A 23,338-nucleotide genomic window follows, 5' to 3' on the forward strand; every position below is an offset into this window, starting at 1 on the left:
CACCGGCCCTGGCCCCGGAGGTCCCGGTGCCGGGGGCGGCGGCGGGGCCGGAGCCACGTCGGGAATCTTGGTGTTCAGCGGCGGTGGCGGAACGCCGTCGGCGGGCTTGGGCGTGCCGACCACCACCCAGTTACCCGCGGGGTCCTGCACCAGGTGTGCGGTGTCGCGGGTCGGGATCATGCCCTGCTTGCGGGCCGCCTCGGCCAGCGCCGGCGCCGACTCCGCCTCGCGCACGTCGCGTTCCAGCGCCTCCTTCTGCTGCTGCAGCATCCGGTTCTTCTCGCGGGCGTGGCTGAGCTGGTAGGAGCGCTCGGCGGAGTCGGTGGACAGCCACAGCGTCAGCGCCAGCCCGAGGCCCAGTGCCCCGATGACCAGCACGACGAACGGAACCTTGCGCGCCAGCGTCTGTGGCCGCAGGTCGACGGCCGCCAGCCGGGCCGCCAACCGCTCGGTCAACGGCGGGCGGACGACTCTGGGGGCCTTGGCCTTTCGCGCCTTGGCCCGAGCCTTGGCCTGGCTGGTGTTCTTGGGACGGGCCGAGCGCTCGACCGGCCGGGCGATGGGGCCCGTCTGCGGCGCGGACTTGGGCGCGCGGGCCTCGCGGGTGGGCGCCGAGGACCGGGTGCGGCGCGGGACCGCATCGGTCGAGGCGCGCCCGGCCTTGCGGGCCGACCGGTCGCGTCCGCGGCCGCGGCGCTTGGGCGCCTCGCGCTCTACCTTCATGAGTCGCCTTTCCCAAGTCGTTGCAGGGCGCGTAACCGCACTGCGGCGCTGCGGGGGTTGCGTTCGATCTCCGCGGCGTCGGCCCGTTCGGCGCCGCGCGTCAACGACCGGAACCTCGGCTCGTGGCCGGGAAGTTCGAACGGGAGGTCCACCGGCGTGCGCGACGCGACCGCGTCGGCGAAGGCGCGCTTGACGATCCGGTCCTCCAGCGATTGATAGGCCAACACCACGATGCGCCCGCCGCCGGCGAGCGCGTCCAGGGCGGCGGGAAGCGCGGCGCGCAGCGAGGTCAGCTCGTCGTTGACCGCGATGCGCAGCGCCTGGAAGGTGCGCTTGGCCGGATGCCCTCCGGTGCGCCGGGCCGGCGCCGGAATCGCTCGGTAGAGCAGGGCAACCAGCTCGGCGGTCGACGTGAACGGGGCGCGGGCGCGCTGCCGCACGATCTGTGCGGCGATGCGGCGCGCGAACCGCTCCTCGCCGTAGCGGTGCAGGATGTCGGCGAGCGCCGCCTCGTCGTAGGTGTTGAGGATGTCGGCCGCGGTCAGCGGCGCCGCCGGGTCCATCCGCATGTCCAGCGGGGCGTCCTGGGCGTAGGCGAAACCCCGCTCGGCCCGATCGAGCTGCATGGACGAGACGCCGAGGTCGAACAGCACCCCGTCGACGGATTCGGTTGCGCCGTAGCCGGATTCGGCCAGCGCGTCGACCAGGCCGTCATACCGGGTGTGCACCAGGGTGGTGCGGTCGGCAAAGGGCGCGAGCCGGGCCCCGGCGATGTCCAGCGCGGTGGGGTCGCGGTCGAGGCCGACGACGCGCAATCCGGGGAAATCGGTCAGGAACCGCTCGGAGTGGCCGCCCGCGCCGAGCGTGGCGTCGACGAGGACCGCCCCGGACCCGTCGGGGTGGTGGCGTGTCAGCGCGGGGGCCAGCAGCTCGAGGCAGCGTCGCAGCAGTACGGGCACGTGCCCGAAGTCCTGCGGGTTGTCAGCCACCGCAACACCGGGGGCTAACGGCGTGGCCCCTGCACCCGGGTCCCTGTCCGAAGGCGCGAACCTGGCGTTGGGGAAGTACGCCAGGGTCGGTTCGGGCAGAGGCCACGATGCACGGGCACGCGCCTCAGATGATGTCGCCGAGTGCTTCATCGCTGGCCGCGGAGAAGTTCTCTTCGTGGGTCTGCTGATAGTCGGTCCAGGCCTGGGCGTCCCAGATTTCGAGGTAGTCGACCGCCCCGATCACCACGCAGTCCTTGGACAGCCCGGCGTAGCGGCGGTGGTCGGCGGACAGGGTGATGCGGCCCTGGGCGTCGGGATGCTGCTCGTCGGTGCCCGCGGCGAGGTTACGCAGGAACGCCCGCGCGTCCGGGTTGCTGCGCGAGGCCTTGCTGGCCCGGCGGGCCAGTTGCTCGAATTCCGCCCGCGGGTACACGGCGAGGCTGTGGTCTTGGCTCTTGGTGACCATCAATCCCCCTGCCAGCGCGTCGCGGAACTTGGCGGGCAACGTGAGCCGCCCCTTGTCGTCGAGTTTGGGCGTGTAGGTGCCGAGAAACACCAGCTCACCTCCCCGTCGGGGTCACCCAAACGCTTCAGCCACCATACCCCACATTCCCCCACTTTGCCCCATTGATGGAGTGTCGTGGCGGAGTTTTCCGGGTCATCCGCCACTTTTCGCCGGCGCAGGGCGACCAGGGCACCCGCGTCGCGGCCGAGCGGACCTTTGGCGAGCCGGCAAAAGCGCACGTCAGCGGCCGGAAGCGGCCGTGTGGGGCGCGGTGGGGCAGCAAGTGGGGCCCGGTGGGGCGGGAATGCTGCCGTTCGGACTCGATTGCGGCTCAATCGGGACTCGGGAGGGGCCGGGAAGGGCCGGGCGGCCGAGACTGCGTGCAGGGCGTCGATCCGGCCCGGGACCACGCGCTCATCGCAGGCGCGGCGTGCACGAAAAACGGGGTAGCCCGTCGGCTACCCCGTGTGACGTCCTACGTTGCTGCGGCTAGTCGTCGAAGCGGCGGCGGAACCGGTCCTCCATGCGGCTGGTGAAGGAGCCGCCACCCCGGTTGCGCCGCTGGCGCGCCGAGCCGGGCGCCGAGGAGTGGTCGGGCCTTCCCGTCAGCCGCGGACCCGTGATGGCGTAGACGACGCCGCCGAACATGACAACGAAGCCGACGACGCTGAGGATCGGGAAGTTGCCGATCATCGTGGCCTTGACCGCCACCCCGAACACCAGCATCGCAAGACCGATGACGAATAACGCCGCGCCTTGCAGGCGCCGCCGGGTGGTCGGTGCACGGAACCCAACGCCGCGGACGCTCGACGCGAATTTGGGGTCTTCCGCGTACAGTGCGCTCTCGATCTGATCGAGCATCCGCTGTTCATGATCGGAGAGTGGCATTCGTCCCTCCTTGCCGACAGTTTGGCACGTCACTATCGATAGCACGCGGATGCCCGTTGTAAAGGCAACTAACACAGATGATACGAGGTCGATCTGCGCCGTACCACTGGTTCGGCAGCGATTCTATCCCGGCCGCGGCCCGGAACTCATGTGGGCCACAACACCCTGCGCGGCGCCACGCTCGCGACGGTGCGCGGTCCACGGGCCGGGTCGCTGCCACCGGTCGTCCAACCGAGCGCCGGGGTCCGATAATGGCGATAGCGCACGGGGCCGACCGACCGCACGAAAGCCAAAGCACCCGCACGCGACCGGACCACCGGACGAGGAGGGCACCGCGAGTTGGCGATATTCCTCATCGATCTGCTGCCGAACGATATGGAGCGCCGTCTCAGTGACGCCCTCGGGGTGTACGTCGAAGCGATGCGATACCCGCGGGGCACCGAGAACCAGCGCGCCGCGATGTGGCTGGAACACGTCCGGCGACGCGGCTGGCAGGGCGCGGCCGTCGTCGAAGTCGACGGCCCCACCGACGAACCGCCGCCGGCCGCCGTACTGGGCAGCGCGCCGTTGCTGGGCGTGGCATACGGCTACCCCGGGGCGCCCGGGCAGTGGTGGCAGCAGCAGGTGGTGCTGGGCCTGCAACGCGGCGGGTTGCCGCCCAACGAGATCGCCCGGCTGATGAGCAGCTACTTCGAGCTGACCGAGCTGCACATCCATCCCCGGGCCCAAGGCCATGGCCTGGGCGAGGCGCTGGCCCGCCGGCTGCTGGCCGGGCGCGCCGAGAAGAACGTCCTGCTCTCCACGCCGGAAACCAACGGCGAAGACAACCGGGCGTGGCGGTTGTACCGGCGGCTGGGCTTCAACGACATCATCCGCCGCTACCACTTCGCCGGGGACCCACGGGCTTTCGCGATCCTGGGCCGCGCCCTACCCCTGTAGCGGCACGGCGCGCCGGGACGCCCCACCGGATCTGGCACGATGACCTGGTGCGCGCCAGCCCTGCCCCGCCGAAAGCCCGTGGATTGACCCGTCGCTGGCGCCGCGTGGTGGGCATGGCGACCCTGCTGTTGCTGCTGGTGCCGCTGGCCACCGGGTGCCTGCGGGTGCGTGCGTCGCTGACCGTCTCCCCCGACGACCTGGTTTCCGGCGAGATCATCGCGGCCGCCAAGCCGAGAACACCCAAGGACACCGGCCCGCAGCTCGACAGCAACAACCTGCCGTTCAGCCAGAAGGTGGCGGTGTCAAACTACGACAGCGACGGCTACGTGGGCTCGCAGGCGGTGTTCTCCGATTTGACCTTCGCCGAGTTGCCGCAGCTGGCCAACATGAACTCCGACGCCTCCGGGGTGAACCTGTCGCTGCGCCGCAACGGCAACCTGGTGATCCTGGAAGGCCGCGCGGACCTGACCTCGGTGACCGACAACGACGCCAACGTCGAGCTCACCATCGCGTTTCCCGGCGTCGTCACCTCGACCAACGGGGACCGCGTCGAGCCCGACGTGGTGTCGTGGAAGCTCAAGCCGGGCGTGGTGAGCACCATGACCGCCAACGCGCGCTACACCGATCCCAACACCCGCAACTTCACCGGGGCGGGCGTGTGGCTGGGGATCGCGTCCTTCGCGGCCGCCGGGGTGGTCGCGCTGCTGGCCTGGGTCAGCCGGGACCGCTCCCCGCGGTTCACCGCGCCCGGCGACCAGCCGCCGGGTTAAATCGGTCCCGGCGACCCGGGCGACCAGTACTCCAGCATCTCCGCGAAGGTCTGGAACGCGGGTCCGGACACCCCGTAGGTCGCCTCGAAGTGGATGCTCAGCGGGAAGCCGAGCTCGCCGACCCCGTCGATCACGCGCTTGTACAGGTCGACCATGAGCTTGCGCTTCTGGTCGGGCTCGCTGGCGGCCAGCCTCTTGACGAAGGCCTGCTCGTCGGCCACCGCGGCGTTGCCCGGGTCCTGGATCAGCCAGTTGATCAGGCCGACGCGGCTCTCCACCTTCGGCACGAACCCGAAGGAAAGCAGCAGCTCGGGCCGGTGCTCGGTGTTCTTGGCGAACTCGGTCAGAAAGCCCACGATCGCGTCGGAATACAGCAGCTGGGTCATGCCGTAGGTCGCGCCCCGGTCGCATTTGAAGTTGAGCCGGCCCTGTTCGCCGTCGCGGGTGGGGATCACGATCACGCCGCGGTTGCTGACCAGGTCGCGGTAGATGGACAGGGCGTCGGTCGGCGCGACGCCGGAGCCTTCGCCGTCGTTCATCGTGCGGGGCACGCCGACGAACACCACGCCTTCCATCCCGGCCGCGCACAGGTCGCCGAGCCGCTGCCGCAGCGAGGCCTCGTCCATGAACGCCGTCACCTGCGTGCACAGGCCGCGCAGGCCCGGCAGTTCGGGCCTGATGATCGACCAGAAGTCCAGCACATCGAACTTCGGCTTCATCGCGACCGGGCGATCGTCGTCTTCGGCGATCATTCCGGGGATCATTACGTGCCGGATCCGGCCTTCGAGACCGGTTTCGGCCGAGTACCGCACCACTTTTCGCGCGTCGTCGAGTGCCCGCTCCGGCCCGTCCTCCACGTTGGGCGGCACCAGCTCGAGCGCGACGGTGTTGAGGGTCACGCGGCTCCTTTCCCTCAGACGACTAAGCGCAACGCGGCGCGGACACCCCCGCCAGCATAGGGGCGGTTAGTGAGGCAGTCGAAGCAACTCAGGCGCAAGCGACATAAACTGTCGGCCCTAGGACGAATATCCGTCACGCCGAGCAGAAAGGGGCGCCGCGCTGAGCCCAGAAGCCGCGGCAACAGCGGCAACCGTCGAGTTGACCGGCGCCGTCACCGAGCAGCTTCGGCGATACCTGCACGACCGGCGCGCCCAGACAGCCCACATCGGCGGCGACTACGACGTCCTGATCGGCGCCCTCGAGGACTTCGTGCTGGGCGGCGGCAAGCGGCTGCGGCCGGCGTTCGCCTATTGGGGCTGGCGCGCCGTGGCGACCGGCGAACCCGATCCCGAAGCGCTGCTGCTGTTTTCCGCCCTGGAACTGCTGCACGCCTGCGCGCTGCTGCACGACGACGTGATCGACGACTCGGCCACCCGTCGCGGCAAACCGACCACCCACGTGCGGTTCGCGGCCCTGCACCGCGACCGGGGCTGGCGCGGCTCCCCCGAGCGGTTCGGGGCCTCGGCGGCCATCCTGCTCGGCGACCTGGCGCTGGCCTGGGCCGACGACATCGTCTTCGCGGCGCCGCTGTCCCCCGAGGCTCGGGGCCGGGTGCAGCGCGTGTGGGCCGAGATCCGCACCGAGGTGCTGGGCGGGCAGTACCTCGACATCGTCGCCGAGGCCAGCGGCGCCGAATCGATCGCGTCGGCGATGAACGTCGACACCTTCAAGACCGCCTGCTACACCGTGGCGCGTCCGGTGCAGCTGGGCGCGGCCGCCGCCGCGGACCGGCCCGAGGTGCAGGCCGCCTTCGGCCGATTCGGGACCGACCTCGGCGTCGCGTTCCAGCTGCGCGACGACGTGCTGGGCGTGTTCGGCGATCCCGCGGTCACCGGCAAGCCGTCCGGCGACGACCTGCGTTCCGGCAAGCGCACCGTGTTGCTGGCCGAGGCGGTGGAACTGGCCGACAAGTCGGACCCGTTGGCTGCCAACCTGTTACGCGCCTCGATCGGCGCCCAGCTGACCGACGCACAGGTCGCGCAGCTGCGAGAGGTGATCGAGTCGGTGGGCGCGCTGGCCGCCGCGGAGCGGCGCATCGCCGCGTTGACCGAACGGGCGCTGGCCACGCTCGCGGCCGCGCCCATCCACGCGGCCGCCAAGGCGGGACTCGCCGAACTGGCCCGGATGGCCACGGACCGATCCGCCTAGGCCCGTGACGATGCCGACCGACACGCCCGTCGCCGACGCCGCCACCAGACAGTCTGCGGCGCAGCGGTTTTCACGGTTACGAGCGTTTACCGCCACCCCGGAGGCCGGCCCGGCGAAGCTGGGCTTCGTGGGCTCGGTGCTGATCACCGCCGGCGGGCTCGGCGCGGGCAGCACCAAGCCGCACGATCCCCTGCTGGAAGCGCTGCACCTGTCCTGGCTGCGCTTCGGGCACGGGCTGGTGCTCTCGTCCATCCTGCTGTGGACGGGCGTGGGCCTGATGCTGATCGCGTGGGTGCTGCTGGGCCGTCGGGCGCTGGCGGGCGGCGTGTCCGAGTTCGTGATGCGGGCCAGCACCGCCTTCTGGCTGGCGCCGCTGTTGCTGTCGGTGCCGGTGTTCAGCCGCGACACGTATTCGTATCTGGCGCAGGGCGCGCTGCTGCGCGACGGCTTCGATCCCTACGCCGTCGGGCCCGTGGCCAACCCGAACCCCTTGCTGGACAACGTAAGCCCGATCTGGACGATCACGACGGCCCCGTACGGCCCGGCGTTCATCCTGATCGCCAAGCTCGTCACGTTGACGGTCGGCAATCACGTGATCGCCGGGACGATGCTGCTGCGCCTGTGCATGCTGCCCGGGCTGGCGCTGCTGATCTGGGCCACCCCGCGGCTGGCGCACCACCTGGGCACCGACGGCGCGCTGGCGCTGTGGATCTGCGTGCTTAACCCGTTGGTGCTGATCCACCTGATGGGCGGCGTGCACAACGAGATGCTGATGGTGGGCCTGATGGCCGCCGGGATCGCGCTGACGTTCCAAGGCCGGCACGTCGCGGGCATGATCCTGATCACGGTGGCGATCGCGGTGAAGGCCACCGCCGGGATCTCGCTGCCCTTCCTGGTGTGGGTGTGGGCGCGGCACCTGCGCGAGCGGCGGGGTTATGCCCCGGCGCTCGCGTTCCTCGCGGCCACCGGGGCATCGCTGCTGATTTTTGCCGTCGTGTTCGCGATCCTGTCCGCGGTGGCCGGTGTCGGGCTGGGCTGGCTGACCGCGCTGGCCGGATCGGTGAAGATCATCAACTGGCTCACCGTGCCCACCGCGGTCGCCAACCTCATCCACGCCGTGGGCAGCGGCTGGTTCCCGGTCGACTTCTACGCCACGCTGCGAGTCACCCGGTTCATCGGCATCGGGATCATCGCGGTGTCATTGCCGTTGCTGTGGTGGCGATTTCGGCGCGACGACCGCGCCGTGCTGACCGGGATCGCCTGGTCGATGCTGGTCGTGGTGCTGTTCGTTCCGGCCGCGCTGCCGTGGTACTACTCCTGGCCGCTGGCGGTGGCGGCGCCGCTGGCGCAGTCCCGGCGGGCGGTCGCGGCCATCGCGGGGCTGTCCACCTGGGTCATGGTGATCTTCAAGCCCGACGGGTCGCACGGCATGTATTCCTGGCTGCACGTCGCGCTGGCCACGGCCTGCGCGCTGGCCGCCTGGTACGCGCTGCACCGCGCGCCGGAGCCGCAACCGGAATCGGTCAGTACGCCATAGCCTGTGCCCGGCGCACGACCTCCCGCGCCTGATGGGCGTGCAGCGCGTCGACGGGCCGGGCGTTGCTGATGGCGTCGCGGGTGCCGTCGCGCGTGATCGTCAGCGACGGGTCCGGGGTGAACAGCCAGCGCACGATCTCGGTGTCGTGATAGCCGCCGTCGTGCAGGATCGTCAGCAGCCCGGGCAGGCTCTTGACCACCTCGCCGGAGTTGGTGAAGAACACCTGCGGCACCACCACGCCGCCGCCCCGCCGCACCGCGACCAGATGGCCCTCCCGCAGCTGCTGCTGGACCTTGCTGACCGGCACGTGAAGCAACTCGGCGACCTTGGCCAGGTCATAGGTTGGCTCATCGGGGTCCAACACGTCGTCGCCGGCCGGGATACTGCTCATCAGCGAAAGTGTAGGCCCTGGCTTCGCCTTAGGACCCGCGTTCCGCGCTCGATTCCACAGCGCACCTACGATGGCCCGGTGGCCGGACCTCAGACGCGCGATCCCCTGGAGGACACGTTGCTGGACGGCCGCTATTTGGTGCAGTCCAAGATCGCCAGCGGCGGCACCTCCACGGTGTATCGCGGCCTGGACACCCGGCTGGACCGCCCGGTCGCGGTGAAGGTCATGGATTCTCGCTACGCCGGCGACGAGCAGTTCCTGACCCGCTTCCAGCTCGAGGCCCGCACCGTGGCCCGGCTGAAAAACCCAGGGCTGGTTGCGGTCTACGACCAGGGCCTGGACGCCAGGCACCCGTTTCTGGTCATGGAGCTGATCGAGGGCGGCACGCTGCGCGAGCTGCTCGCCGAGCGGGGCCCGATGCCACCGCATGCCGTGGCGGCGGTGCTGCGCCCCGTGCTGGGCGGGCTGGCCGCCGCCCATCGGGCCGGCCTGGTGCACCGCGACGTCAAGCCCGAGAACGTCCTGATCTCCGACGACGGCGAGGTCAAGATCGCCGATTTCGGGCTGGTCCGCGCCGTCGCGGCCGCCGGAATCACCTCCACCAGCGTCATTTTGGGCACCGCGGCCTACCTGTCGCCCGAGCAGGTGCGCGACGGCAACGCCGGGCCGCGCAGCGACGTCTACTCCGCCGGGGTTCTCACCTACGAGCTGCTGACCGGGCACACGCCGTTCACCGGCGACTCGCCGCTGTCGATCGCCTACCAGCGGCTGGATACCGACGTGCCGCCGGCCAGCCTCGCGATCGACGGTGTGCCAGCGCAATTCGACGAGTTCGTGCAGCGCGCGACCGCGCGCGACCCCGCAGACCGCTACGCCGACGCGATCGAGATGGGCGCCGAGCTCGACGCGATCGCCGAGGAGCTGGGCCTGCCGGGGTTTCGGGTGCCGGCGCCGCGCAATTCGGCCCAGCACCGGTCGGCGGCGCTGCACCACAGCCGGATGACCCAGCGACAGGCCGCCGCGCAGCCGCCGCGCCCGCCAGGGCAGGCGCCGGTACGCCACCCTACCCGTCAGCTGGAGCGCCCGCCCGCCCCCAAACTCGAGGATTACGAATATCAGCCCGTATCAGGGGAATTCGCGGGCATCGCGCTCAGCGAGTTCGTGTGGGCGCGCCAGCACGCGCGGCGCATGGTGCTGGTGTGGGTGGCCGTCGTGCTGGCGCTCACCGGCCTGGTCGCGACCGTGGCGTGGACGATCGGCAGCAACCTGACCGGCCTGCTGTAGCGCCTTCTCTCCGCGAGCGTGCGCGGTTGTATCCCCGCTGCGGCGTGTCGTCGTACCGACGCGCACGCTCGCGACAAACTGAAAGGACAAAACTGAAAGCTAGTCGCGAAGCATCTCGGCGACCAGGAACGCCAGCTCCAGCGACTGCTGGGTGTTCAGCCGCGGGTCGCAGGCGGTCTCGTAGCGGCCCACCAAATCGGTGTCCGAAATGTCTTGCGCCCCACCGAGACACTCGGTGACGTTCTCCCCGGTGATTTCGACGTGGATGCCGCCGGGGTGGGTGCCCAGCGCGCGGTGCACCTCGAAAAAGCCCTGCACCTCGTCGACGATGCGGTCGAAGTGCCGGGTCTTGTAGCCGTTGGACGACTCGTGGGTGTTGCCGTGCATCGGATCGCACTGCCAGATCACCTGGTGCCCGGTGGCCTGGACCTTCTCGACGATCGGGGGCAACAGGTCGCGCACCTTGTTGTTGCCCAGCCTGCTCACCAGCGTCAGGCGGCCGGGCCTGTTGTGCGGGTCGAGCCGCTCGACGTACTCGACGGCCAGCTCCGGCGTCATCGTCGGGCCGATCTTGACCCCGATCGGGTTGGCGATCACCTCGGCGAACGCGACGTGCGCGCCGTCGAGCTGGCGGGTGCGCTCGCCGATCCACACGGTGTGCGCCGACAGGTCGTACAGCTGCGGTTCGCCGCCCTCCACGTCGGACAGCCGCAGCATGGCCCGCTCGTAGTCGAGCACCAAAGCCTCGTGGCTGGCGTAGATCTCGGCGGTTTGCAGGTTGCGGTCGGCCACCCCGCAGGCGCTCATGAACCTCAGGCCCCGGTCGATCTCGGTGGCCAGCGCCTCGTAGCGCGCGCCGGCCGGCGAGGTCCGGACGAACTCCCGGTTCCAGTCGTGCACCAGGTGCAGGGAGGCCAGCCCCGACGAAGTCAGCGCCCGCACCAGATTCATCGCCGCGCTGGCGTTGGCGTAGGCGCGCACCAGCCGCGACGGGTCGTGCTCGCGGGCGGCGGCGTCGGGCGCGAAGCCGTTGATCATGTCGCCGCGGTAGGAGCGCAGCCCCAGCGCGTCGATGTCGGCCGACCGCGGCTTGGCGTACTGACCGGCGATGCGGGCCACCTTGACCACCGGCAGGCTGGCGCCGTAGGTCAGCACGACGGCCATCTGCAGCAGGGTGCGGATGTTGCCGCGGATGTGCGGTTCAGTGTTGTCGACGAACGTCTCGGCGCAGTCACCGCCCTGCAGCAGGAACGCCTCCCCCCGCGCGACCTGGGCCAGCTGGTCCTGCAGCCGGACGATCTCGGACGGCACCGTCACCGGCGGCACGCTCTCGAGCACCGTGCGCATCGCCGCGGCCTGCTCGGCGTCCCAGCTGGGCTGCTGGGCGGCCGGCTTGGCCAGCGCGGCGTCCAGCCGCGCGCGCAACTCGGTCGGCAGCGGCGGCAGCGACGGCAGCTGCTCGATCGGGATGTCGACGGTCCAGTTCATCGGTCCATGGTAACCGGGGCCGGAAATCGGCTCAGTGAGCGCTGATCAGGGCGAACGTTGCTCGCCGGAGGTGATCAGCCGGAAGCGGTGCAACTGGTCGCGCGCGTCGACCAGGGCGTCGTGCGCGTCGCGCGAGCGCGGCGGCATCCGGGGCGATCCGCGTTCCTCCCACAATTGCCGCAATTCCCTGGTGAAGCGGGGTATCGCCTTCGGCAGGGCCGGCATCGGCCCCCAGAGCTGGCACAAAGCGACGTGGTCGTAGGCACCGACCCAGGCCCACAGCTCGATCGGCTCGGGCCCGTCGACCCGCAAGAACTCCTCCAAATCGAGGCGGATCTGCTTGCGCGAGCGCCACAACGGCGACGACGGGTTCGGCAGCTTGGGCAACACGTTGGCCCGGACCCAGGTTCCGGCGCGCTCGGGGTCGAATTCGGTGGACACCGCGTAGTACTCGCGACCGTCCTCGGCGGCCACGCCGATCGAAATGAGCTCGATGGTGCGGCCGTCGTCGATGAATTCGGTGTCGTAGAAATAGCGCACCGTAGAAAGCCTACGGCCGCCGACGATGAGTGCCGGTACGGCACGAATAAGGAGGCGGCCAATCAGGCCACGGCCGCCGACGATGAGTGCCGGTACGGCACGAATAAGGAGGCGGCCAATCAGGCCACGGCCGCCGACAGCCGCTCTAGGCCTGCTCGCCTAGCTCCCGATCAAAATGGGCCCGGTGGGGGCCGGCGCCGGACGCACCTCTTGGTCGAGCTCGGCGTCGATCGTGCGCTCGTCGGGCAGGCGCGGGGTGCCCGCGATCGCGCACTGTACCCACAGCTTGGCGCGCACGATGGGGCGGCGCAGCCGCCGTTCCCGCTGCAGAGCGCGCCGCATCTTATCGGGCTGGGTGGCGTAGCGCCACCGGGCCCACGGGGCGTGGGGGCGCGATAGGCGGATCGCGCCGATGACCAGCAGCACGACGACGAACATGCCGAGCAGGCCTGTCCACACCTTGCCCTTGAGCACCACGACTACGGCCAGCGGCAGCGCCAAGACCATGGCGCCGCCCACGCCGGCCCGCAACGCCACCGAATCGGCGCCATGCCAGATCGGCAGGAAAAACATCAGCGGGTGCAGGCCCATGATCAAGAGCCCGGCCACCGCGACCGCGGCGAACACCGCGTCCACCGACGTGCGGCCGTCTTCCTCCCAGTAGACATCGGACAGGTGCAGGATCAACGCGTACTCGTCGAGCACCAAAGCGGCGCCAATACCGAAAAGCGTTGCGACGAAAGCGAATTCGGGCTCGTGTCCGTCCACGGACAGGGTCACCAGCGTTAGCCCGGAGACCAACACCAGAACCACCCCGAACGTCACGTGGTGGATGTGCACTCCGCCGATGTGCACGTTGCGCGGATGCCACCACCTCGCCCGCCGGCCCGACCGGTCGCGGTGGCGAATGAAGCGCACGAAACTGCGGGTGACGAAAAACGTCAAGATGAACGCGACGAGGCAGCACAGCAGAGGCAGCCGGCCGCCTTCGTGGATGTCATGCGCATACCACCGCGACACGCCGTACAGAAACCAGTGGAACACCCTTGAAAAGCTACGCCCGCGGCCGCCGTCCCTGCGGGAGCCGCGCTGGGGCACGTCGCGGACGCCGGCACCGATTACGCTGTTTCCCGACATGAGTAGATGGCGTGCGCCCGGGGTGGGCAGTCAGTCCGGGCGGGCGTTGGTGTGGCTGCCGCTCTGGGTGCTGGCCGCCGCAGCCTGGTATTACGTGGGCTGGCGCCTGTTCGGGCACACGCCGTACCGCATCGACATCGACATCTACCAGATGGGCGGTCAGGCCTGGTTGGACGGCCGGCCGCTGTACCGCGGCGACGTGTTGTTCCACACACCCATCGGGCTGAACCTGCCGTTCACCTATCCGCCGCTGGCGGCCATCGTGTTCTGCCCGTTCTCGTGGCTGCACATGCCGGCGGCCAGCGTGGCGATCACGGTGTTGACGCTGGTGTTGCTGATCGTGTCGACCGTGATCGTGCTGACCGGCCTCGATGTGTGGGACGACTCGGCCGTGGTGCCGGGGCCCGCGTGGCTGCGGCGGCTGTGGCTCGCCGCGCTGATCGCGGCCGGGGCGACGATCTGGCTGGAACCCATCGCCTCCAACTTCGCGTTCGGCCAGATCAACGTGGTGCTGATGACGCTGGTGATCGCCGACTGCGTGCCGCGACGCACGCCCTGGCCGCGCGGGCTGCTGATGGGCCTGGGCATCGCCCTGAAGCTCACCCCGGCCGTTTTTCTGCTCTACTTCCTGCTGCGCCGCGACGGCCGGGCGGCGCTGACGGCGCTGGCCTCCTTCGCGGGCGCGACGCTGCTGGGCTTCGTGCTGGCGTGGAGCGACTCGTGGGAGTACTGGACGCACACCGTGCACCACACCGACCGGATCGGTGAGGCGGCCCTGAACACCGACCAGAACATCGCGGGGGCGCTGGCCCGGCTGGGGCTCGACGAGCACGAACGCTTCCCGCTGTGGGTGGCCGCGTCCCTGCTGGTGCTGGCGGCGACCGTGTGGGCGATGCGGCGGGTGCTGCGGGCCGAGGAGCCGACGCTGTCGGTGATCTGCGTGGCCCTGTTCGGGCTGGTGGTTTCGCCGGTGTCGTGGTCGCACCACTGGGTGTGGGTGCTGCCGGCGGTGCTGGTGACCGGGATCCTGGCGTGGCGGCGGCGCAACCTCGCGCTGGGGGTGCTGAGCGCCGCCGGGGTGGCGCTGATGCGCTGGACGCCGATCGACCTGCTGCCCAAGCATCACGAGACGACGGCCAACCTGTGGCGTCAGGTCGTCGGCTCGTCGTATGTGTGGTGGGCGTTGGCCGTCATCGTGGCGGCGGGGCTCACGGTGACCGCCCGCGCCGGCCGGCCCGACGAGGCGGCCGCGCAGCTGACCCCGGTGGCGGCGACCAGCTAAACGACGGCGCTCTCGGGGATGCGGGTGGCGTCGGTCGCCGGCTGGGTGCCGTCGCCGCGTTCCTTGATGCTGGCGGCGTAGATGTCGACGTACTCCTGGCCGGACAGCCGCATCAGCTCGTAGATCACCTCGTCGGTGACCGCCCGCTCGATGAAGCGGTTGCCGGCCAGGCCTTCGAAGCGGGAGAAGTCCATCGGCTTGCCGAAGCGCACCGTGACCCGTCCGAAGCGCAGCATCGTGGTGCCGGGCGGGTTGACGACGTTGGTGCCGATCATCGCCACCGGAATCACCGGCACGCCGGTGTGCAGGGCCAGCCGGGCCAGCCCGGTCTTGCCCTTGTACAGCCTGCCGTCCGGCGAGCGGGTGCCCTCGGGGTACATGCCCAACAGCTTGCCCTGGGCCAGCACCTGTTCGGCGGTGTTGAGCGCGGCCTGCGCGGCGTCGGCGTTGGAGCGGTCGATCGGCACCTGGCCCACGGCGGTGAAGAACCAGCGGGAAAACCAGCCCTTCAGCCCGGTGCCGGTGAAGTACTCGGCCTTGGCCAGGAACGTGATTCGGCGCCGGACCACCAGCGGCAGGTAGAAGCTGTCCATGACGGCGAGGTGATTGCTGGCCAGAATCGCCGGCCCCGAGCTCGGAACGTATTCCAGCCCTTCAACTTTCGGTCGACCAAGCAGGGAAAGCAGCGGGCCCAGCAAGATGTACTTGAACAGCCAGTACCACATGGCCCTCCCTCTCGCCCGCGCCGAAACAGTGTTTCGGCCAACTGTACCGATCCGCGGCGGAAGCGACCACCATCGGACCCGCCGGGTCACTCCTCGACGGTGACCGGGATGGGCTGGTAACGGCTTTTCACGCCGCCGTCCCCGGCGGTGGTCTTCTCGTCGGGCTCGGCAGCGACGCCGCCGCCGTCGGGTGGCCCCTCCGGTGGCGGCTGCCCCGGCTTGTCGATGTCGCCCAAGTCGCTGACGATGCCGCGGATGACCTCCAGCAGCGCGACGCTGTGGTCGGCGATCACGGTGAGCAACGGGTGCTGGTCACCGGTCACCAGCGCGGCCAGCGCGCACACCGGACACCACACCTGCTGGCATTTGCCGGTCCCGACGCCGGAGCCCGCCGTCAGCGTGGCCGCCGCGCGCACCGCCGGGTCGATGCTGTCCAGGAGCGTCTGGGCGAGCCTGCGCAGTTCGGGACCGAGTTCGGGATGAGCCCCATTCACCTAGGCCACACCTCCGGATCGGGTCGAAAACGAACTGTCAGCTGGGCACCCCGCAGGTTGGCGTCCAGCACGGTGCATCGCCGCAGCACCGAGGCCAACCGGACCCTGCGTCGCAAGCCGCCCGCGCTGATGATCAAGTCGTCGTCGACGCGGCCCAGGGTCAGTCCTCGAGGATCGAGCTGGGGCAACGTTAGCCGCATCCGGTATATCGACCCAAGTCCCGACCCGGATTCCAGGTCGACCACCGGGCGCACCGGGCCGGGCGGCGCCGAGCCGCCGCGCCGGCGGGCGGCGTCGAGCAGCGCGCCCAGCGCCTTGGCGCCGATCGGCTCGCCGGACAGGTGCGGGGTCAGGACCAGCGCCACATCGCCGATGGTGGCGTCGAGCTCGTCGAGCACGGCGCGCTGTTCGGCGATGCGCTCGGCGTACCAGTAGAACGCGGGGTGCTCGGGCAGGTTGCGGTACTCGTAGGACTCGTCCTCGGTCAGGACCTGGTTGACGATCAGCTCCTCGACCCGCACGCCCATCAACGACAGCGACCCCAGCGTGCGCACCGCCTCGGCGGCGACCACCCGCTCGGGGGTCAGCACCAGATGCGCGCTGACCTGTTCGCCGTCGGTCAGCAGCGCGCCGAGCCGCTCCACGCTGGCGCTGATGCGCTCGATCAGCTCCACGACCGCGGCCCAGCGGGCGTCGTCGGAGGCGATCGAGAGCCGGCGATGCCGCGGCCACGCCCGCTCCACGTACAGCCCGAAGGTGGCGGGCAGGGTCAGCATCCGCAGCGCGTCGGCGGTCGAGGCGCAGTCGACGACGACGCGATCCCATTGCCCGGAGGCGGCGAGCTCGCCGACGGCGTGCAAACCCAGCACCTCCTGAACGCCGGGCAACGCCGAAAGTTCTTCGGGCGCAATGGCGCTCAGCTCGGAGTTGGGAAACCGCCGATCCAGCACGCTGACCGCGTCCTGCCACCGCGCCTCGAGCAGGGCCAAGGTGTCCAGCGCCAGCGCGTCGAGGAAGCCGCCGCCGGCCTGCGCCTGCCCGGTTTCCAAATCGGCGAGCACCCGGACCGGTTCCCCCCGGCCGCTGGGCGGAACCGGCACTCCCAGAACGTCGCCCAGCGAGTGCGCCTGGTCGGTGGAGACCACCAGCACCCGCTGGCCCGCGCCCGCGTCACGGACCGCGGTCGCGGCGGCCAGGGTCGACTTGCCTACCCCGCCCTTGCCGACGAAGAGGCCGATCCGGGCGGGGGTGGGCACCCGGGATTGCGCGGATTCACTCAGCCTCGACTCGTTTCTTCAGATCCTTCAAAGCGGTGTCGGTGAGCCTGCGCTCGGCCTTGCGCTTGAGCAAGCCGATCATCGGGACGGCAAGGTCGACCGACAGTTCGTAGGTGACGTCGGTGCCGGATCCCTTGGGGGTCAAGCGATATGAGCCCTCGAGCGACCGCAGCAGCGAGCTCGACACCAGGCTCCAGCTCAGCGACTGGCGGTCCTTGGGCCACTGGTAGGTCATGACCAGGGTGTCTTTGATGACGCCGGCGTCCATCACGAACCGCACCACCTTCGGGTAGCCGTCGGCGCCCCGCTCTTGCACCTCGGCTTCCTTGTACTCCGAGATCCACTCCGGGTAGGAGTCGATGTCGGCGATCACCTGGAGGACCGTGTCCGGATCGGCATCGATGTGAATGGTCTGCGTCGTCTTCTCCGCCACCTGGCTGTTGCCCTCTCTCCCGCAAGTGGGTAAGCCCGCAAAATGCAGGAGTACCCCGGCTCCCGGGCCGAAACGGTACTCGTCCTGCCAAACGTTGATCGAGTTAAACTACCGGAGAAACGCCGACCGGTCGTGACCGTTCTACCGTCCTTTTGACCTCGAAGGCCATTTTCTTGCCCGCCACCCGACGGCGGTGCGTCATTTTCGCCAGGTTGAGCTTGGCCAGCTGCCAGGCCGCCACGCCGCTGGGTTCGGCGTGCAGGAAGTAGTGCAGCACAACCCCGTCCAGCGACGGCTCCAGCCAGATCTCCATGGTGCCGGTCAGCGCGCCGGTGACGGTCCAGCGGATCCCCTTGTCGCCGCGGTCCTCGACGACGCGCAGCCGCAGGTCCGGCCACCACCGACGCCAGCAGGCCGGATCGTTGACGGCGGCGCCGACGGTGGCGCCGTCGGCCGCGACGAACGTCTCATCCGCGATCTGGATGCTGTTCATGAACTCAGCTTCACACACCCGTCGGCATCGCGGCTGTCGGGGCGGCCCGTGCTGCGCGAATGCGCGGATTAGGCTGGCGCCATGCGTGAGTACAGTGTCCCCGCCCGCTTTTCCGTCGGCGAGCACGACAACATCGCGGCGATGGTCTTCGAGCACGAGCGAAACGACCCGGGCTTCCCCATCTTCCGCCGCCTGGTCGACGGGGTGTGGACCGACGTCACGTGCGCCGAGGCGGCCGGCCAGGTCCGCTCGGCGGCGCTGGGACTGATCGGGCTGGGAGTGGAGGCCGGCGACCGGGTGTCGATCTTCTCGGCCACCCGCTACGAGTGGGCGATCCTGGACCTGGCGATCCTGGCGGTCGGCGGCGTCACCGTGCCGATCTACGAGACCTCCTCGGCCGAGCAGGTGCGCTGGGTGCTGCAGGATTCCGAAGCGGTGCTGGCATTCGCCGAGACCGACGCGCACGCCGCGACGGTCACCGAGCTCACCCCCGAGCTGCCGGCGCTGCGCCGGGTGCTGCACATCGACGGCTCGGGTCCCAAGGCGCTCGAGGCGCTCGCCGAGGCGGGCGAGTCCGTCGAGCCGGCCGAACTGACCGTGCGGCTCGAGGGGCTGCGGGCCGACGACCCGGCCACGCTGATCTACACCTCGGGCACCACCGGACGGCCCAAGGGCTGCCAGCTCACCCATTCCAACCTGCTCTATGAGACCCGCGGCGCCAAGGAATGCCTCCCGACGCTGCTCAACGAGGGGCAGCGGCTGCTGGTGTTTTTGCCGCTGGCCCACGTGCTGGCCCGCTCACTGACGCTGTCGGCGTTCGCCAACAAGGTGACGGTCGGCTTCACCAGCGACATCAAAAACCTGCTGCCACAGTTCGCGGTGTTCAAGCCGACGGTGGTGGTCTCGGTGCCGCGGGTGTTCGAGAAGGTTTACAACACGGCCGAGCAAAACGCCGTTAACGACGGCAACGGGCGGATCTTCGCGGCGGCCGTGCAGACCGCGGTCGACTGGAGCCAGGCACACGACCGCGGCGGGCCCGGGCTGCTGCTGCGCGCGCGGCACGCGCTGTTCGACCGGCTGGTCTACGGAAAGTTGCGCGCGGCGCTGGGCGGCGAGTGCCACGCGTCCGTCTCGGGTGGCGCGCCGCTGGGCGCGCGGCTCGGGCACTTCTACCGCGGGGTGGGTGTGACGATCCACGAGGGCTACGGCCTGACCGAGACCAGCTCGGCCATCACGGTGAACCAGGTCGGCAAGGTCAAGATCGGCACGGTCGGAACGTTGTTGCCCGGCAACAGCATGCGCATCGCCGACGACGGCGAGCTTCTGGTGCGCGGCGGCGTGGTGTTCAGCGGCTACTGGCGCAACGAGCAGGCCAACGAGGAGGCGTTCACCGACGGCTGGTTCAAGACGGGCGATCTGGGGGCGCTCGACGAGGACGGCTTTTTGAAGATCACCGGCCGCAAGAAGGAGATCATCGTCACCGCCGGCGGCAAAAACGTCGCGCCGGCGGTGCTCGAGGACCAGCTGCGGGCCCACGCGCTGATCAGCCAGGCCATGGTGGTCGGCGACGCCAAGCCGTTCGTGGGCGCGCTGATCACCATCGATCCGGAGGCCTTCGGCGGCTGGAAGGAACGCAACCACAAGCCGCCCGGGGCGTCGGTGGGCGATCTGGTCGCCGATCCCGACCTCGTCGCCGAGGTGGACGCGGCGGTCAAGACCGCCAACCTGGCGGTGTCGCACGCCGAGTCGATCCGCAAATTCCGCATCCTGCCGGTCGATTTCACCGAGGACACCGGCGAACTCACGCCGACGATGAAGGTGAAGCGCAACGTGGTGGCCGAGAAGTTCGCCGCCGACATCGAATCGATCTACGAGGAGGACTGACGCCGGGCCCGGGTCGGCTCAGCTGCGCAGCAGCTCGGCCAGCCGCCCGGCCAAAATGTCCCAGCGCCACTGCGACGTCACCCATTCGCGCCCGGCCGCGCCCATCGCGGCGGCGCGGTCGCGATCGCCCAGCAGCTCGCAGACGGCCTCGCCGACCTCGTCCGCCGAGCGGCCGTCGACCACCAGCCCAGTCTCGTTGTGCCGCACGGTTTCCGGCGCGCCGCCCGACCGGCCCGCGATCACCGGCACCCCCGTCGCCGAGGCCTCCAGGAACACGATCCCCAGGCCCTCGACGTCCATGCCGGCGCCGCGGGTGCGACACGGCATCGCGAACACGTCGGCCATCGCGTGGTGGGCGGGAAGTTCATCGGCCGGCACGCCGCGGGTGAACGTCACGTGCTCGGCGACCCCGCAGTCGTTGGCCAGCTTGCGCAGCGCGTCCAGATAGGGCCCGCCGCCGACGACGACCAGGGCCGCCCCGTCGACCCGGCGCCGGATCGCCGGCAGCGCCTTGATCAGCGTGTCCTGGCCCTTGCGCGGCACCAGCCGCGACACGCACACCACGGTGGGCCGCTCGCCCAGCCGGTAGCGGCGGCGCAGCTCGGCCCGCGCGGCCGGGTCGGGCCGGAACCGGTCGGCGTCCACCCCGGGCGGCAGGTACTCGAGCCGCGCGGCGGGACCGAAGGCCGACGCGAACCGCGACCGCGTGTAGCGGCTGACGAAGGTGACGACGTCGGTGCCGTCGCCGATGCGGCGCAGCACCGAGCGCGCGACGGGCAGCATCGACCAGCCGACCTCGTGCCCGTGGGTGCTGGCCAGCACCCGCGAAGCGCCGGCCCGCCGCGCCCGCGGCGCCAGCAGCGCCAGCGGCGCGGCGGCGCCGAACCAGACGGTGTCGATGCCGCGCTCGGCGATCAGCCGGCGCATCCCCACGTCGACGCCCGGTCCGGGCAGCATCAGCGTGCCGGGATGGCGCACCACGCGGTAGCCGGCGTCGGCGGCCGCCCGGTCAAAGGCGTCGGCGCCCCGCCACCGCGGGGCGTAGACCGTCACCGCGTGCGAGCCGGCGCCCGCCAGCCGGCCGACGAATTCGCCGAGGTAGGACTGGATGCCGCCGGGCCGGGGTGGAAAGTCGTTGGTTACCAGCAGCACCCGGCTCACGTGCGAAAGGCTATCCGGCGGCCGCCCGGACGCCGCACCGGTCTAGGCCAGCATCCATTGCTTCCACCGCGCGAAGAGGCCGCCGTAGTCGGTGCCGAGGACGCCGCGGATGGCGTTGTCCAGGTCGCCGTGCCCGACGCCGCACGCGGCCAGGTAGAACGCGCGCAGCCGGGACGGCCCGAAGGCGTCGGCGACGAATCGGGCGAACCACCACGCGCGGTCGTAGCCCAACGACCGCTGCGGCCCGGGCGTGTCGAGGTCGGCGTCCGAGGGCAGCGTCAGCGCGATCGAGAGCGCGTCGGTGGGTTTCGGGGTGGCCGGCCGGCCGACGAAGTCGGCCACCCCCTCGGTCAGCCAGCGCGGCGCGTCCGGGGCGGTGTCCACGCGCGCCGCGTAATGAAAAAGCTCGTGGGTCAACACGATTCGCAATGCCGGCTCGCTCATGGTGGCCGCGCCGGGTGCGAACACGATCCGCTGGCCGATCGCGGCCCGACGCGCCGGGTCGACGTGGTCGACGACCGTCACCGCCGCGATGTCGGCCCACTGGGCTTCCGGCCCGCCGCCGGCCGCGGCGCGAAACTCGTCGTCGGAACCGGCGGCGACCACCGAGATTTCGCGCGGCCAATCGCGTCCCCAGAAGGCCTCCACAGCGGCCACGGCGCCGCCGATGTTGACCGCGATTCGCGACAGCACGCGGCCGGCGACCGGCCCACCGCCGATGAGCCGGACGGCCCGGTCCCCGACCATCATGGGTGCCGCCGGGGCGCTCATCGGGCGACGCGGCGCGACGATCAGCTGCGGGCGGACCTCGGCGCCGCCCCGCTGCAGGCGCACCGGTGCGGCCGCGGACACGATCAATTCGACAAGGAAAACCCAGGCCAGCAGCAGCGGGAGCCAGCGGCGCCGCCGCGCCGCCGGGCGTTCAGTAGCGGCGCGCGTCGTGGACCGGGCCCGCGGCATTCATCGGCACCACCCGGACCGGCTGGCCGTAGGTGGAGGAATGGATCACCATGCCGTCGCCCACGTAGATGCCGCTGTGTGACGCGTCGTTGTAGAACGTCACCACGTCGCCGGGCTGCAGGTCCGACAGCGACACCGGCTGTCCGCCGACCGCCTGCGCCTGACTGGAGTGCGGCAGCGAGATCCCGGCCTGCTGGAAGGCCCACATCACCAGGCCCGAGCAGTCGAACCCCCCGGGTGCGGCACCACCCCACACGTAGGGCGACCCGACCTGGGTCAACGCGGCCTGAACGACGGTCGCGCGGTCGCCGCCGCCGACGCCGCCAGGACCCGGCGCGAACACTCCGCCCGGCGGCGGCGCCTGACCCGGGACCTGTCCGTCGGGCGGCGGCGCTCCGGGCGGCAGGGCGTCTGGGGCCGGCGCGCCGGGCCCAGAGGCGGCGGCCGGGACGGGGCCGGGGTCGGCGAGCGCGGTGCGCTGCTGCGGCGAAAGGGCCTGGTATTGCGACTTCACGACGGCGATCTGCACCTGCAGCTGGCTCTGCTTGGACTGCAGCGCCGCGCGGACCGCGGCGGCCCGCTCGGCGGCGCTCTTGGCGTCGGCCGCCGACTTGGCGGACGCCTGCTCGGCCTTGGCGGCCTGATCCCCGGCTGCCCGGAAGCTGGCCATCTGGTTGCGCATCTGGCTCGCCATCAGCCGCTGCACGGCCAGCTTGTCGATCAGGCCCTGCGGCGATTCCGAGGTCAGCATGGCCGACATGCCGTCGACGCGGCCGCCCATGTACTGCGCGGCGGCCAACTTGTTGACCGCCGCCTGGAACTGGGCCAGCCGTGCCCGCGCCGCGTCCACCGCGGCCTGGTCGTCTGAGTGCTTCTTTTCCGCCGCGCGCTGGGCCGCCAGCTTGTCGTTCAGGTCGAGCTGCGCGCTGTGCATCGCCTCGGTGGTTTGCTCGGCCTGCCGGGACAGCTGGTTCAGCTTGGCCAGCGCGTCATCGGCCGGGTCGGCAAGTGAATTGGTGGCAAACAGCCCCGCGAAAACGGTCAAGCCCGCTAACGTACCGAGAGCAGAACGTGTGAGAACACGCGCACGCGGGTACATACAGTCGAGCCTCAAATTTCATCCTTAAACGGCGTTAGACGGAACACTCGCAGGACACTGTCGGAGAGCCGTCGAGCTGGTTTAGGTCTCAAACAGGTTACGAAACGATATAAACGTTTGTCCAAAGCGCATCGTTAAGAAAATGGGTAGATTTCTGTCATTATCGTGTGAATGATGGCAGCCCTTTAAGA

24 protein-coding genes are annotated in these 23,338 nt (G+C 70.4%); 7 read left to right on the top strand and 17 right to left on the bottom strand.

The genetic code is table 11. The features are described 5' to 3' along the window. From ftsL to AWC19_RS09970, 4 genes are all read right to left on the bottom strand, one after another. Positions 1-723 (bottom strand): cell division protein FtsL (gene ftsL, locus AWC19_RS09955; protein ID WP_483869934.1); only part of this gene is annotated, 723 nt, incomplete at its 3' end. Beyond that, the gene (gene rsmH, locus AWC19_RS09960; RefSeq protein WP_085077894.1) at positions 720-1,862 is read right to left on the bottom strand and encodes a 16S rRNA (cytosine(1402)-N(4))-methyltransferase RsmH; all 1,143 of its coding nucleotides are present in this window, start codon (positions 1,860-1,862) and stop codon (positions 720-722) included. The genes ftsL and rsmH, both read right to left, overlap by 4 nt. After that, positions 1,837-2,268, bottom strand: a complete 432-nt coding sequence (gene mraZ / locus AWC19_RS09965; protein WP_085077895.1) for a division/cell wall cluster transcriptional repressor MraZ — start codon at positions 2,266-2,268, stop codon at positions 1,837-1,839. The genes rsmH and mraZ overlap by 26 nt, the downstream gene beginning before the upstream one ends. A 438-nt stretch (positions 2,269-2,706) precedes the next feature. Continuing rightward, entirely contained in the window at positions 2,707-3,105 is a 399-nt protein-coding gene (locus tag AWC19_RS09970; RefSeq protein WP_085077896.1) for a DUF3040 domain-containing protein, read from the bottom strand. Positions 3,106-3,444: 339 nt separating this feature from the next. Here AWC19_RS09970 and AWC19_RS09975 point away from each other — a divergent pair, with 339 nt between their 5' ends. Then, a complete protein-coding gene (locus AWC19_RS09975; RefSeq protein ID WP_085077897.1) occupies positions 3,445-4,044 on the top strand; it encodes a GNAT family N-acetyltransferase in 600 nt (199 codons plus the stop codon). Positions 4,045-4,157: 113 nt separating this feature from the next. Then, positions 4,158-4,814 (top strand): lipoprotein LppM, encoded by a 657-nt coding sequence (gene lppM / locus AWC19_RS09980; protein WP_169718099.1) that lies wholly within the window; start codon positions 4,158-4,160, stop codon positions 4,812-4,814. Here lppM and AWC19_RS09985 read toward each other — a convergent pair. Continuing rightward, on the bottom strand, positions 4,811-5,713 hold the full coding sequence (locus AWC19_RS09985) for a mycobacterial-type methylenetetrahydrofolate reductase (RefSeq protein WP_085077898.1): 903 nt from the start codon (positions 5,711-5,713) through the stop codon (positions 4,811-4,813). The two genes, lppM and AWC19_RS09985, sit on opposite strands and share 4 nt — an antisense overlap. A gap of 199 nt (positions 5,714-5,912) precedes the next feature. Between AWC19_RS09985 and idsA2 the strand changes: the two genes are divergently transcribed. Both idsA2 and AWC19_RS09995 read left to right on the top strand, forming a co-directional pair. Next, the gene (idsA2, locus tag AWC19_RS09990) at positions 5,913-6,962 is read left to right on the top strand and encodes a bifunctional (2E,6E)-farnesyl/geranyl diphosphate synthase (RefSeq protein ID WP_085077899.1); all 1,050 of its coding nucleotides are present in this window, start codon (positions 5,913-5,915) and stop codon (positions 6,960-6,962) included. Positions 6,963-6,972: 10 nt separating this feature from the next. Next, the gene (locus tag AWC19_RS09995; RefSeq protein WP_142281103.1) at positions 6,973-8,499 is read left to right on the top strand and encodes an alpha-(1->6)-mannopyranosyltransferase A; all 1,527 of its coding nucleotides are present in this window, start codon (positions 6,973-6,975) and stop codon (positions 8,497-8,499) included. Here the strand turns inward: AWC19_RS09995 and AWC19_RS10000 are convergent. Next, a complete protein-coding gene (locus AWC19_RS10000; protein WP_085077901.1) occupies positions 8,486-8,890 on the bottom strand; it encodes an Rv2175c family DNA-binding protein in 405 nt (134 codons plus the stop codon). The two genes, AWC19_RS09995 and AWC19_RS10000, sit on opposite strands and share 14 nt — an antisense overlap. Before the next feature lie 78 nt (positions 8,891-8,968). On the opposite strand from AWC19_RS10000, the gene AWC19_RS10005 reads away from it, so the two are divergent. After that, positions 8,969-10,174: a protein kinase domain-containing protein gene (locus tag AWC19_RS10005; RefSeq protein ID WP_211284892.1), complete on the top strand. Its 1,206-nt coding sequence runs from the start codon at positions 8,969-8,971 to the stop codon at positions 10,172-10,174. 99 nt (positions 10,175-10,273) lie between these two features. On the opposite strand, the gene AWC19_RS10010 is transcribed toward AWC19_RS10005, so the two are convergent. The 3 genes from AWC19_RS10010 to AWC19_RS10020 all read right to left on the bottom strand — a co-directional run bounded on the left by AWC19_RS10010 (position 10,274) and on the right by AWC19_RS10020 (position 13,222). Further along, positions 10,274-11,662 (bottom strand): class II 3-deoxy-7-phosphoheptulonate synthase, encoded by a 1,389-nt coding sequence (locus tag AWC19_RS10010; RefSeq protein WP_085077902.1) that lies wholly within the window; start codon positions 11,660-11,662, stop codon positions 10,274-10,276. A 45-nt stretch (positions 11,663-11,707) separates the two neighbouring features. Then, on the bottom strand, positions 11,708-12,202 hold the full coding sequence (locus AWC19_RS10015; RefSeq protein ID WP_085077903.1) for a polyadenylate-specific 3'-exoribonuclease AS: 495 nt from the start codon (positions 12,200-12,202) through the stop codon (positions 11,708-11,710). A 159-nt stretch (positions 12,203-12,361) separates the two neighbouring features. Then, positions 12,362-13,222, bottom strand: coding sequence for a hypothetical protein (locus AWC19_RS10020; protein WP_211284896.1), 861 nt, complete (start codon positions 13,220-13,222; stop codon positions 12,362-12,364). 115 nt (positions 13,223-13,337) lie between these two features. Between AWC19_RS10020 and AWC19_RS10025 the strand changes: the two genes are divergently transcribed. Further along, complete coding sequence (locus AWC19_RS10025) at positions 13,338-14,621, top strand: glycosyltransferase 87 family protein (protein WP_085077905.1); 1,284 nt, start codon at positions 13,338-13,340, stop codon at positions 14,619-14,621. Here the strand turns inward: AWC19_RS10025 and AWC19_RS10030 are convergent. The 5 genes from AWC19_RS10030 to AWC19_RS10050 form a co-directional block, all read right to left on the bottom strand. Beyond that, positions 14,618-15,346, bottom strand: a complete 729-nt coding sequence (locus tag AWC19_RS10030) for a lysophospholipid acyltransferase family protein (RefSeq protein WP_085077906.1) — start codon at positions 15,344-15,346, stop codon at positions 14,618-14,620. The genes AWC19_RS10025 and AWC19_RS10030 overlap by 4 nt on opposite strands. A gap of 86 nt (positions 15,347-15,432) precedes the next feature. Beyond that, the gene (locus AWC19_RS10035; protein ID WP_085077907.1) at positions 15,433-15,840 is read right to left on the bottom strand and encodes a hypothetical protein; all 408 of its coding nucleotides are present in this window, start codon (positions 15,838-15,840) and stop codon (positions 15,433-15,435) included. Continuing rightward, positions 15,837-17,096 carry an ArsA family ATPase gene (locus AWC19_RS10040; RefSeq protein WP_085077908.1) on the bottom strand — a complete coding sequence of 420 codons (1,260 nt, stop codon included), beginning with the start codon at positions 17,094-17,096 and terminating at the stop codon, positions 15,837-15,839. Before AWC19_RS10040 ends, AWC19_RS10035 begins: the two co-directional genes overlap by 4 nt. A 16-nt stretch (positions 17,097-17,112) precedes the next feature. After that, positions 17,113-17,550 carry an SRPBCC family protein gene (locus AWC19_RS10045; protein WP_085077909.1) on the bottom strand — a complete coding sequence of 146 codons (438 nt, stop codon included), beginning with the start codon at positions 17,548-17,550 and terminating at the stop codon, positions 17,113-17,115. 103 nt (positions 17,551-17,653) lie between these two features. After that, the gene (locus AWC19_RS10050) at positions 17,654-18,043 is read right to left on the bottom strand and encodes a polyketide cyclase / dehydrase and lipid transport (RefSeq protein WP_085077910.1); all 390 of its coding nucleotides are present in this window, start codon (positions 18,041-18,043) and stop codon (positions 17,654-17,656) included. An 81-nt stretch (positions 18,044-18,124) separates the two neighbouring features. On the opposite strand from AWC19_RS10050, the gene AWC19_RS10055 reads away from it, so the two are divergent. Next, entirely contained in the window at positions 18,125-19,927 is a 1,803-nt protein-coding gene (locus AWC19_RS10055) for an AMP-dependent synthetase/ligase (protein ID WP_085077911.1), read from the top strand. A gap of 18 nt (positions 19,928-19,945) precedes the next feature. Here AWC19_RS10055 and pimB read toward each other — a convergent pair whose 3' ends face one another. From pimB to ripC, 3 genes are all read right to left on the bottom strand, one after another. Further along, positions 19,946-21,088: a GDP-mannose-dependent alpha-(1-6)-phosphatidylinositol monomannoside mannosyltransferase gene (gene pimB, locus AWC19_RS10060; protein ID WP_085077912.1), complete on the bottom strand. Its 1,143-nt coding sequence runs from the start codon at positions 21,086-21,088 to the stop codon at positions 19,946-19,948. Positions 21,089-21,130: 42 nt separating this feature from the next. Next, positions 21,131-21,859, bottom strand: coding sequence for a hypothetical protein (locus tag AWC19_RS10065; protein ID WP_372508548.1), 729 nt, complete (start codon positions 21,857-21,859; stop codon positions 21,131-21,133). A gap of 151 nt (positions 21,860-22,010) precedes the next feature. Continuing rightward, a complete protein-coding gene (gene ripC, locus AWC19_RS10070) occupies positions 22,011-23,147 on the bottom strand; it encodes a peptidoglycan hydrolase RipC (RefSeq protein ID WP_425436897.1) in 1,137 nt (378 codons plus the stop codon). Positions 23,148-23,338: the final 191 nt, after the last annotated feature.

This window comes from Mycobacterium palustre (assembly GCF_002101785.1).
In the GTDB taxonomy this organism is placed as follows: domain Bacteria; phylum Actinomycetota; class Actinomycetes; order Mycobacteriales; family Mycobacteriaceae; genus Mycobacterium; species Mycobacterium palustre.

Excerpts from the sequence above, each read along its gene's own strand:
- AWC19_RS10030 (WP_085077906.1), bottom strand. The coding sequence starts at position 15,346 with ATGTGGTACTGGCTGTTCAAGTACATCTTGCTGGGCCCGCTGCTTTCC.
- ripC (WP_425436897.1), bottom strand. The coding sequence starts at position 23,147 with ATGTACCCGCGTGCGCGTGTTCTCACACGTTCTGCTCTCGGTACGTTA.
- AWC19_RS10065 (WP_372508548.1), bottom strand. The coding sequence starts at position 21,859 with ATGAGCGCCCCGGCGGCACCCATGATGGTCGGGGACCGGGCCGTCCGG.
- AWC19_RS10025 (WP_085077905.1), top strand. The coding sequence starts at position 13,338 with ATGAGTAGATGGCGTGCGCCCGGGGTGGGCAGTCAGTCCGGGCGGGCG.
- AWC19_RS10000 (WP_085077901.1), bottom strand. The coding sequence starts at position 8,890 with ATGAGCAGTATCCCGGCCGGCGACGACGTGTTGGACCCCGATGAGCCA.
- AWC19_RS10010 (WP_085077902.1), bottom strand. The coding sequence starts at position 11,662 with ATGAACTGGACCGTCGACATCCCGATCGAGCAGCTGCCGTCGCTGCCG.
- AWC19_RS09970 (WP_085077896.1), bottom strand. The coding sequence starts at position 3,105 with ATGCCACTCTCCGATCATGAACAGCGGATGCTCGATCAGATCGAGAGC.
- AWC19_RS09995 (WP_142281103.1), top strand. The coding sequence starts at position 6,973 with ATGCCGACCGACACGCCCGTCGCCGACGCCGCCACCAGACAGTCTGCG.
- AWC19_RS10050 (WP_085077910.1), bottom strand. The coding sequence starts at position 18,043 with ATGAACAGCATCCAGATCGCGGATGAGACGTTCGTCGCGGCCGACGGC.
- rsmH (WP_085077894.1), bottom strand. The coding sequence starts at position 1,862 with ATGAAGCACTCGGCGACATCATCTGAGGCGCGTGCCCGTGCATCGTGG.
- AWC19_RS10055 (WP_085077911.1), top strand. The coding sequence starts at position 18,125 with ATGCGTGAGTACAGTGTCCCCGCCCGCTTTTCCGTCGGCGAGCACGAC.
- lppM (WP_169718099.1), top strand. The coding sequence starts at position 4,158 with ATGGCGACCCTGCTGTTGCTGCTGGTGCCGCTGGCCACCGGGTGCCTG.